Source organism: Sphingobium sp. RAC03 (assembly GCF_001713415.1).
Taxonomy (GTDB): Bacteria; Pseudomonadota; Alphaproteobacteria; order Sphingomonadales; family Sphingomonadaceae; genus Sphingobium.
Genome location: NZ_CP016453.1, coordinates 476,379 through 485,000 on the forward strand (window position 1 = coordinate 476,379; position 8,622 = coordinate 485,000).

General features: G+C 62.4%; 7 protein-coding genes (1 of these 7 cut by a window edge). All 7 read right to left on the reverse strand.

The window, feature by feature from the left end; all coding sequences use genetic code 11:
- Positions 1-104: 104 nt before the first annotated feature.
- Positions 105-1,289 (reverse strand): MFS transporter, encoded by a 1,185-nt coding sequence (locus tag BSY17_RS02165; protein ID WP_069064155.1) that lies wholly within the window; start codon positions 1,287-1,289, stop codon positions 105-107.
- Positions 1,279-2,352 (reverse strand): LacI family DNA-binding transcriptional regulator, encoded by a 1,074-nt coding sequence (locus tag BSY17_RS02170; RefSeq protein ID WP_069064156.1) that lies wholly within the window; start codon positions 2,350-2,352, stop codon positions 1,279-1,281. Before BSY17_RS02170 ends, BSY17_RS02165 begins: the two co-directional genes overlap by 11 nt.
- Positions 2,353-3,279: a glycoside hydrolase family 16 protein gene (locus tag BSY17_RS02175; RefSeq protein ID WP_069064157.1), complete on the reverse strand. Its 927-nt coding sequence runs from the start codon at positions 3,277-3,279 to the stop codon at positions 2,353-2,355.
- The gene (locus BSY17_RS02180) at positions 3,276-4,778 is read right to left on the reverse strand and encodes a tryptophan halogenase family protein (RefSeq protein ID WP_069064158.1); all 1,503 of its coding nucleotides are present in this window, start codon (positions 4,776-4,778) and stop codon (positions 3,276-3,278) included. The genes BSY17_RS02175 and BSY17_RS02180 overlap by 4 nt, the downstream gene beginning before the upstream one ends.
- Entirely contained in the window at positions 4,775-5,803 is a 1,029-nt protein-coding gene (locus BSY17_RS02185) for a cupin-like domain-containing protein (protein ID WP_069064159.1), read from the reverse strand. Before BSY17_RS02185 ends, BSY17_RS02180 begins: the two co-directional genes overlap by 4 nt.
- Positions 5,796-6,518, reverse strand: coding sequence for a SapC family protein (locus BSY17_RS02190; protein WP_069064160.1), 723 nt, complete (start codon positions 6,516-6,518; stop codon positions 5,796-5,798). Before BSY17_RS02190 ends, BSY17_RS02185 begins: the two co-directional genes overlap by 8 nt.
- Positions 6,519-6,660: 142 nt before the next feature.
- A protein-coding gene (locus BSY17_RS02195) for a TonB-dependent receptor (protein ID WP_069064161.1) crosses the window boundary here: on the reverse strand, positions 6,661-8,622 show its 3' portion. 1,005 nt of this gene lie beyond the right edge of the window; only the last 1,962 of its 2,967 coding nucleotides appear in the window; its start codon lies beyond the right edge, outside the window — the gene reads right to left on this strand; the stop codon is at positions 6,661-6,663.

Here is an 8,622-nt window from a genome sequence, read left to right on the forward strand (position 1 = left end):
TGCTGAGCGCATCGGCATCCTTCCTCGCAATTTTCTGTGAACGTTCTCAACGCCTGTTTGTCATGGCTTGCGAGCAGGATCAAGCCTTTTGCGTCGATTGGTCATCAGTGCCGTTTTGTATCGCGCAGCAGGATGGCTGCGATGGCGGACAGCAAAGCCAGAACCGCAAATAATCCTGAAAAGCCGAGCGTCGGCACCAGCACAAGCGTCAGCGATGGCATGATGAGCGAGGGGACGGTGTTGGTGAGGTTGAACAGGCCAAGATTGCGGCCCCGTCGTCCATCGTCGGGCAGCACCCGCAATGTCTGCGCGCTATGCAGCGCCAGGAAGATGTTGGTGGAAAGGCCAAACAGCATGAATCCGGCGATCGCCGCCACCGGCCCACGCGCCAGGGCCATGGCGGTGAGGCCGATTGCGGCAATCAAGGCAGCGATGCAGAGCGGGGCTATCGGCCGATCGCGGCGGTCGGCCCAGCGTCCGGCGATCAAGGCGCAGGGTGCCGCCAGGAACAGGACCATGGTCAGGATGCGGGCCGTAATGGCGTCGTCGAAGCGTGTGTCGATCGTCTGAAACCAGAAATAAAGATAGGCAAATAGGGCGGCCTCCGCGATCTGGACCAGCAGGCGGGCGCACCACATGCGCGTGATCATCGCGCGCAACCAGGGCAGCGGCGCTATGGCCGCGCCGTGCGAGCGCTGTGTGGCGACCGCGCCCGACGGCCCTAGCAACAGCAGCGGCAGGACGCAGGCCATCGCCATCATGCCCACCATCGCAAAGCGCCAAGGCGGATCGGCGAGGCCAGGCACTGTAACCAACGCGCCGGCCAGCGCCCCGGACGCTGGCGCAAAGGCGAGTAGCCCGCCCAGCCGTCCTTTTTGCCTGTCGGGCACGCAATCGCCCGCCCAGGCGGCCAATGGACCCAACATCATGTTGAGCGCCATTTGCCACAGCAGGATGAGCAGAATCAGTGGCCCCAACCGCTCAATATGCGGGAACAGGCAAAGTATCCCGCTGGACAAGAGCAAGCCGGTTGCGACCCAGAGGCGGCGATGCCCTGTCACGTCGCTGAGCCAGCCGAACAGGATATTGGCGAGACTGGCGGCGATGGCACCAAGGAAGGTGGTCGCAGCCAGCCACCGCACATTGTCCGTCCCCGCCAGCAGATCAACGCGCACCGGCAGCAGGATGGTTAGAAGCGGGGTGTAGGCGATGGCGGCACCCGCCCAAGCGAGCGCATAGAGGAGCAGGAAGCGGCGATCGCTGCCCGCTGCTGCTTGCTTAGGCGCCATCGGGCGGTGGCGCGGTCGAAGCTCGTTCGACCAGGCCCATGGGAATGATGACGGGCGCAGGCGGATCGAGCGTCACACTGGGCGCGGTGATAAGCAGTCGCACGGCCATCGCCGTCGTCTCGGCGATCGGCTGGTCCACGGCGGTCAGCGGTGGCGTCGTGAAGCGGACCAGCGGCGTGTTATCGAAACTGACCAGCGACAGGTCGGCGGGGATGGCGAGGCCTGCGTCGCGCGTCGCCTCGATCGTGGCGAGCGCCATCTGGTCGTTGCTGGCGATGATGGCGGTTGGTCGGTCTTCCCGCGCCAGCAACGTCTGCGCCGCGCGCAGGCCCGACGCATAGCCGAAATCGCCCGTTTCCAGCAGGGCTTCGGTAGGCAGGCCCGCCGCCGCCATTTCCGCCTGCCAGCCATCGACGCGCCAGCCCGACAGCCGATATTCGGCGGGCCCTGAAATGAAGCCGATGCGTCGATGGCCGAGGTCCAGCAAGTGCCGTGTCGCGCGTCGCGCCGCGCCCTCGTCATCCATCGACACGCGGATGCCCGCAGGCAGCGCGCCATCGTCCCGCCCTTGCGCTCCGATACGGGCATAGGGCACATGATGGCGCTTGAGCGTCGCCAATATGCGCGGATTGTCCGAATGGGGTGGGGTCAGGATCGCCCCATCGGGTTGCAGCGCCGACAGGGCTGCCCCCAGTTCGCGCTCCAGATGATCGGCATGGGTATCGACCAGCTCGAAGATCAACCGATAGCCATGTTCGGCACATTCCAGCATGCCGCCCAGCAACATCTGGTCGACCCAGTCCGTACCCTGCCGCGCGCGCCAGTCCGCGATCGTGCGTTCGCGGTCATTGAGCGCCAGAATGAGGTAGGAGCGCGATCCGCTCATCCGTTGCGCCGCGATCGACGGCACATAGCCCAGCCGATCGATCGACGCCTGTACCCGGTCGCGCATTTCCGGGCGGACATTGGGTTCGCTGTTGATGACGCGGCTCACCGTCTGCAGGGATACGCCCGCATCTGCCGCAACATGTTTGATCGTGACTGCCAGCCGCCGTCGCGCCATTTACTGCCCATTCTCCGTCGGGGGAGTGGCGTCTTTCTGCCAGACACGCACCCAATCGATCTGCATCGTCTTGGGAAAGCCGGTGGGATCGACGCCCTTGCTGTTGCGTCCTTCGGGCAAGTGGCCGCCGATGGCAAGATTGAGGATGAGATGGAAGGGGCGGTCGAACGGCGCGCCTGGCTTGTCGGACCCCAGGCTGTGCCATTCATGCGGCGCGCGCCGTGCAAAATCCACGCCGTCGACCCGCCAGACGATGCCGGTGGCGTCCCACTCGATTTCATAGACGTGGAAGCCATCAAGTGGGGTCGGCATGGGCGTTTCGTCGCCGATATAGCGGTTACGCGGCGGGAGGCCGCCGAAATGGATCGTTCCCAGGACACGATTTTCTGCCTGTCCTGCGCAGGTGTCACAGGGCGTTCCTAGATTGACCGCTTCCATGATGTCGATCTCGCCGGATTGCGCCCAGCCGCCATAATCCCATCCTTCGGGCAGCATCCATATGGCAGGCCAGCTTCCCTGGCCCTGCGGCAGTTTCGCGCGAACCTGCACCTTGCCATAGAGCCACGATGCCTTGCCATCGGTCGAGAGGCGCGCCGATGTGCAGGGCTTGGTGCGGGTGGCGCGCGCCTTATCCGGCGTCGTGCGCTGGTCCGGCGGGAAAGCCGGGCCTTTATGCGTTTCCTGCCGCGCGATGATGTCCAATAGGCCATTGGCGACCCGGTGGTTGGCCGCATTAGGGGTGTAGCATTGCCGCTCCTCATTGCCGCCGCCCCAGCAATTGTCGGCAAGGTTCCATTTGCGCGGGTCCAGTGCCGGGCCATCAAATTCATCCGCCCAGACCTTGTGCCAGCCTGGCTGTTCTGGCGCGGCGACCGCTACTTCGGCACTGGCGCACAGCAGCGCGGCGATGAGGATGCGCGCTATCATGCCGCCACCGGCTCCTGCGCGCTGCAATAGCGCGCAATATAGGCCGCATGATCCGGCAGGTTCGCCACGGTACGGGACACCTGGTCCTTGAGCGACGCCAGAAGATGGGTCAGTTCGTCGGGCCGCAGCTTGCTGGCTATGGGGTGATGGCTTTGCGGGGTGATTCCCTGTCCCATCATGACCTGGACCCAGCTATTTTCCGCGAACAATTCCTCATTCTTGCGGAAGACGCGGCCGGTCTGCCGGAATAATTCCACGCGGTGGGCAAGGCTGTCGGGCACCGCCATGGCCGCGCAATGGCGCCAGAAGGGCGTGTCGCGCCGATCGGTCGCTTTATAATGCAGGATCAGGAAATCTCGGATCTGCTCCATGTCCGTCATCTGTTGATCGTTGAATTCGGCGATGTCGAGCGGGCTGACGGTGCCCGCGGGCAGCATCCGCAAGATCCGCAGCACAGCGCGCTGGATCAGATGGATGGACGTGGACTCCAGTGGTTCCATGAATCCGCCCGACAGGCCCACCGCCACGCAGTTGCGATGCCATTGCCGCCGTCGCGCCCCGGTGCGGAACCGGATCGGGTTGGGCTGCACCAGCTTGTCGCCTTCGACCGAGGCCAGAAGTTTTTCGAGCGCAGCGTCCGGGTCCAGGAAGCCGCTACAATAGACGATGCCATTGCCCTGCCGATGCTGCAGCGGAATGCGCCATTGCCAGCCCGCCTCATGCGCGATGGCGCGGGTATAGGGGACGGGCGGCCGCACGCTGCTGGTCTGGATCGCCACCGCGCCATCACAAGGCAGCCAGTGGGTCCAGTCGTCATAGCCAACATGCAGCGCGCCTTCGATCAGTAACGCGCGAAAGCCGGTGCAGTCGATGAACAGATCGCCTTCGATCCGCCGATCGCCGTCCAGTAGCAGCGCGGCAATGTCGCCGCTTTCGCTGTCGAGTTCGACTTGGGTGATGCGCCCTTCGATCCGCTGGGCGCCATCCGCTTCCGCCATCCTCCGCAGGAAGCGGGCATAAAGCCCCGAATCAAGCTGATAGGCATAGTTCATCCGGTCGTCGGGCAGATGCGCAAAGCGGCCAGCCTCCGCCGCCTTCAACTCCAGGCAATAGTCGCCATAGGGGGCGTCATGCCCTTGGGCTTGCCCGTGCATCCAGAAATGCTGGAACCCCGCCGACCAATGATCCTTGCCGGTCCCGCCGAAACTGTGAAAATAGCTTTCGCCAGGCACACGCCAATTTTCGAAATTGATCCCCAGCTTGAACGTCGCCTGGGTCGCGCGCATGAAGTCGGCTTCGTTGATGCCCAATATGCGATTATAGGCGACCAGCGGCGGGATGGTGCTTTCACCCACCCCTATCGTCCCGATCTGCTCGCTTTCGACCAGAGTGACTTGCGCCACGGGTCCCAGCGTACGGGCGAGCGCGGCGGCTGTCATCCAACCGGCCGTGCCGCCACCGGCGACGACGATGCGACGAGGCGGGGGTAGCGTGCTCATAGCGACAGGCTCCTCAACAGGAAATGATGCATACGTTGCGCAGATTCCGCGTCGAACGGGGCCAGCACGCCACGGCCCTTTTCCGGCAGATGGGCGCGGGCTGCCTCACCGCCCGAAAATACATAATGGTCGAACATCGCTTGCCAGATCGCGCGCTCCTCTTCGGGCAGGTCGCGGATGGTCATGATCGCATGGTGCAGCGCATTATAGGGCTGCCCCAGATAACGCGGCGTGTCGCGCCACCAATAGTTCACCAATATGTTGAAATCGGCCAGCCCTTCGACATGATGATACCAAAGGGACGGTATGAAGAGTGCATCCCCTGGCTCCAGTTCGGCAACCTGGGCGGTCGCAAGCGCATCGCGGAAACGCGGGTAGGTTGTGAAATCGGGCGCCGCGAAATCGACCATCGAAATGGGCCGTCCCGCCGGGGTAATGTCGATCGGGCCAAGATAGAGATTGGCGAACTGGTCGGGCGGGAACAGGGTGAAGCGGCGACGCCCCACGGCGCAGCAGGCCAGATTATCGGGAAAGTCGTTATGCGCCGCGATGCGGCTGGCATTGCCGATCCATAGGGATGTCAATGGGGTGCGCGAACCCAGTGGCATGGGGTGTGCGTCGGCCAGTCCGTCGAAAAACTCCTGCATATCGACGGAGCCGAGATAGACGGTGGGGGCTTGCGCCACATCTCGTCCTTCGGCCGCATCTAATTGTGCAAAGATGTCGGACAACCTGCCTTTGCCCATGCGGAAATTGACCGCCATGGCGTCATCGTAGAACAGGCGTCCTTTGGCATCCGGCTCCGCTATCGACACCACAAAGTCGCGGTCACGCGCATGGGCCAGCAAAAAGGCGCGGGCGGCGCCATAGGATTCCAGACCGGCCTGCACCAGCGGCCAGTCGCGCACCAGTCCCCGCACGACAAAAGGCGTATCTTCTTCTCGCAGCAAAGCATTCAGCGTTGCATCGTCGGTGGCTTGTAGCACCCTGACCGAAGGCAGGCCGACCAGAGCCGCCTCAGCCATCGGCCACTCTACGATTCTTGCGCGCGACCAGCTCGTTGAACTGCGCGATCGACGCCACCGCCATGAACAATGGCATCAAATGTCCGGCCCGGTGCAGCTCATCCAACGCGACGGCATCGAGCGCGCGCAACCGCTCCTCGTCGATGATGTGAAAGCCGACCAGGCTGTTCCGCGTCCCATCGACCAATGGCACGTCCAGCGTAAAGGGTTCGAGCAGCGCATGACGTTCCAGCGCAGCAAAGAAATCGGCGCTGGCCTGAAAGGCGGCATCCAGGTCGCCGAGCCGTTGCGCAATGCTGTCCAGCCAGGGGGAGGGCTGCCCTGCCTCGTCGAACAGGGCAACGCCTTCGTTCCCTTCATGGATGAGCCGGGGGCTGCCCATATCGACATGGACCTGCGGCGGCCTGCTGCCATCGGACGAACGGCCGATCAGGAAGGGTTGCACCGCCTGCGCCAGCGGCTTGTAGGCCGCATCCCAATGACCTGCTTCCAGAAAGAGATTTTCGCCATTGGCAAAGCCGAACAACGCCACCGCCGAGAGGGTGCCGCTTTCCAGGTCGCGCCGGAACAATATGGGGAAATGCGCCTGCGCCTGGCGGAATTCGGCCGGCATCAACAGGCAGGCCATGACGGCATCACCCAATGCCGCTCCGCTGTCGGTCCGAACACGCAGAGCGCGATGGGTCAGGGAATCAAGGATCTGGTGCTGGGTCATGACGCTCTAATGGCTCCTTGGCGGAGGTGCCGGTGTCCCGTCACATCACCGCTGTCTCTCCACCCGGCTGATGCGGGACAAGGCCGCACCGGTTCAGGTGCAGCCTTGTCCCATCGTGCCGGACTTCAATCAAGTCATCCCGTCAAAAGTTGACGCGAAGGCCCGCGCCATATCGGGCATAGCCGGGCGAAGCGAAGAAGGCGTTGTTTTCGCTACGCAGATGGCCACGGCGGCTGGCGCCGTTTAGATTGATGGCTTCGACAAAGGCGGTATAGCCCTTCTTGAACTCCCAGCTCGCGCTGGCATCCACCTGGCCATAGGCTTCGATATAGAAGGGGTTGGGACCTGTTCCGCCCAGGAACTTGTCGCGCCAGTTATAGGCGATACGCGCCTGAATACCCTTTTTGTCGTAGAAGAGGACGGCGTTGGCGCTGTCCGAGAGGCCCGTCAGCGCAAATTGCGGAACGCTGGACGGTTGGCTGTTGTCGTAGGTCGCGTCGCCACGAACGATCGTATAGTTCAGGATGGTGCCAAATCCCGTGTCCCAGAAATTATGCTGGATGGCGAATTCAAAGCCATAGAGATGCGCGCTCTGATCCGAGTTGATCGGGGTCGAAACCTGGAAATTCACCGCACCATCTTCGGGCAGCCCCAATATCTTGCCGGTATAATTGCCGGTCGCAGGATCGAAGCTGTCGACGATGACCGAGGCCGGATAATTGGCGAAGATATAGTTGCGCAGATCGGTCGTGCTGGCATTGGCGCCCAATGCCGCGACGGCCGCCTGATAGCGTGGGCCATCCGCCGGGTTGGTCAGGCCGAACGCATCGGTGTCGATCCGGGTGCTCGAAATGAAGTTGCGCACCCGCTTGTCGAAAAATCCGACTGACAGATAGCTGGATGGCGCATAATACCATTCGGCCGACAGATCGATATTCTTCGATTTATAGGGAAGCAGGCCCGGATTGCCCTGGCTGCCGGTGCCGCCGCCGATGCGGAACAGTTGATCGACAGTACGACCACCCTGCATCGATGCATAGTCCGGGCGGGTAATGGTATGGCTATAGCTTGCGCGCAGCTTCACATTCTCGATCGGTTCGAAATCGACGTCGATGGCGGGTAGCCAATTGTCATAATCACCCCGGAAGGTGGTGAAGTCGCTGCCAGTGCCATAGGTGAGGTTGAACTCGTTGGCGGACACCCATTGCGTGCCGGTCGGGATCGGCACCAGCGCGGACGAACGGACCTTGGTCTTTTCATAGCGCACGCCCGCACGGAAATGAGCCGGACGGTTGGCAACGTCGAAGGCCAGATTGGCCTGGAGGTAAGGCGCGATGGTGCGTTCGCGGATTCGGCGATCGACCGTGAAGCTCGACAGACAATTGCCATCGCCGCCGCAGATGCCGTTCAGATCGTCGAGGAAACCGACCATCTTCTCGAAATTGAACGTATAGAATTGCTGGAGCATCGCCGCGTCGCCCGCGCCCGACAAGCCCTTGAACTTGTCCGGCAGGGTTTCGAGCGTGAAGAGGTCGTCGGACAGCTGGTCCTTCGTGGTCGATCCGCCCCATGTGTCGTTCTGGATGAAGCCGTAGGCCGACCGCACCTTGTTTTCGATATAGGTGACGCCAAAATCGAGGCTGTCGAGGATCGAGCCTTCGAAATCATAGCTGCCACGCAGCTGGCCTTCGTTGATGCGATCCTTGAAATAGGCATTGCGGAACGCATTGCCGGTCGCCTGTATGTTCCCGGCGTCCAACGCATTGATGCCCGGATGCATTTCGACCGAAATGATGGGCAGGTCGTTGGTGTAATCGACCGTCTGGCTCCGCACGCCGAACACAGCCGTGCCGACCGAGGTGCTGGTGCCATAGGGATTGTTTGCGCCCGACTCTGCCGTCGAATGATGCGCGTCGAGTTCCAGGCGCAGTCCGCCCGGCCCATCCCATGCCAGGTTTGCGCCCAGCGACTTGTTGGTCGATTGGTTTTCCACCAGCGAACCGGAATAGGACAGATCCTTGCCTTCATTGGCACCGAACTGTTCGGAATAGAATTTCGGACCGGCCACCGGACCATCGGTCCAGGCGCTCGACACATCATTGAA

Excerpts from the sequence above, each read along its gene's own strand:
- BSY17_RS02165 (WP_069064155.1), bottom strand. The coding sequence starts at position 1,289 with ATGGCGCCTAAGCAAGCAGCAGCGGGCAGCGATCGCCGCTTCCTGCTC.
- BSY17_RS02170 (WP_069064156.1), bottom strand. The coding sequence starts at position 2,352 with ATGGCGCGACGGCGGCTGGCAGTCACGATCAAACATGTTGCGGCAGAT.
- BSY17_RS02175 (WP_069064157.1), bottom strand. The coding sequence starts at position 3,279 with ATGATAGCGCGCATCCTCATCGCCGCGCTGCTGTGCGCCAGTGCCGAA.
- BSY17_RS02180 (WP_069064158.1), bottom strand. The coding sequence starts at position 4,778 with ATGAGCACGCTACCCCCGCCTCGTCGCATCGTCGTCGCCGGTGGCGGC.
- BSY17_RS02185 (WP_069064159.1), bottom strand. The coding sequence starts at position 5,803 with ATGGCTGAGGCGGCTCTGGTCGGCCTGCCTTCGGTCAGGGTGCTACAA.
- BSY17_RS02190 (WP_069064160.1), bottom strand. The coding sequence starts at position 6,518 with ATGACCCAGCACCAGATCCTTGATTCCCTGACCCATCGCGCTCTGCGT.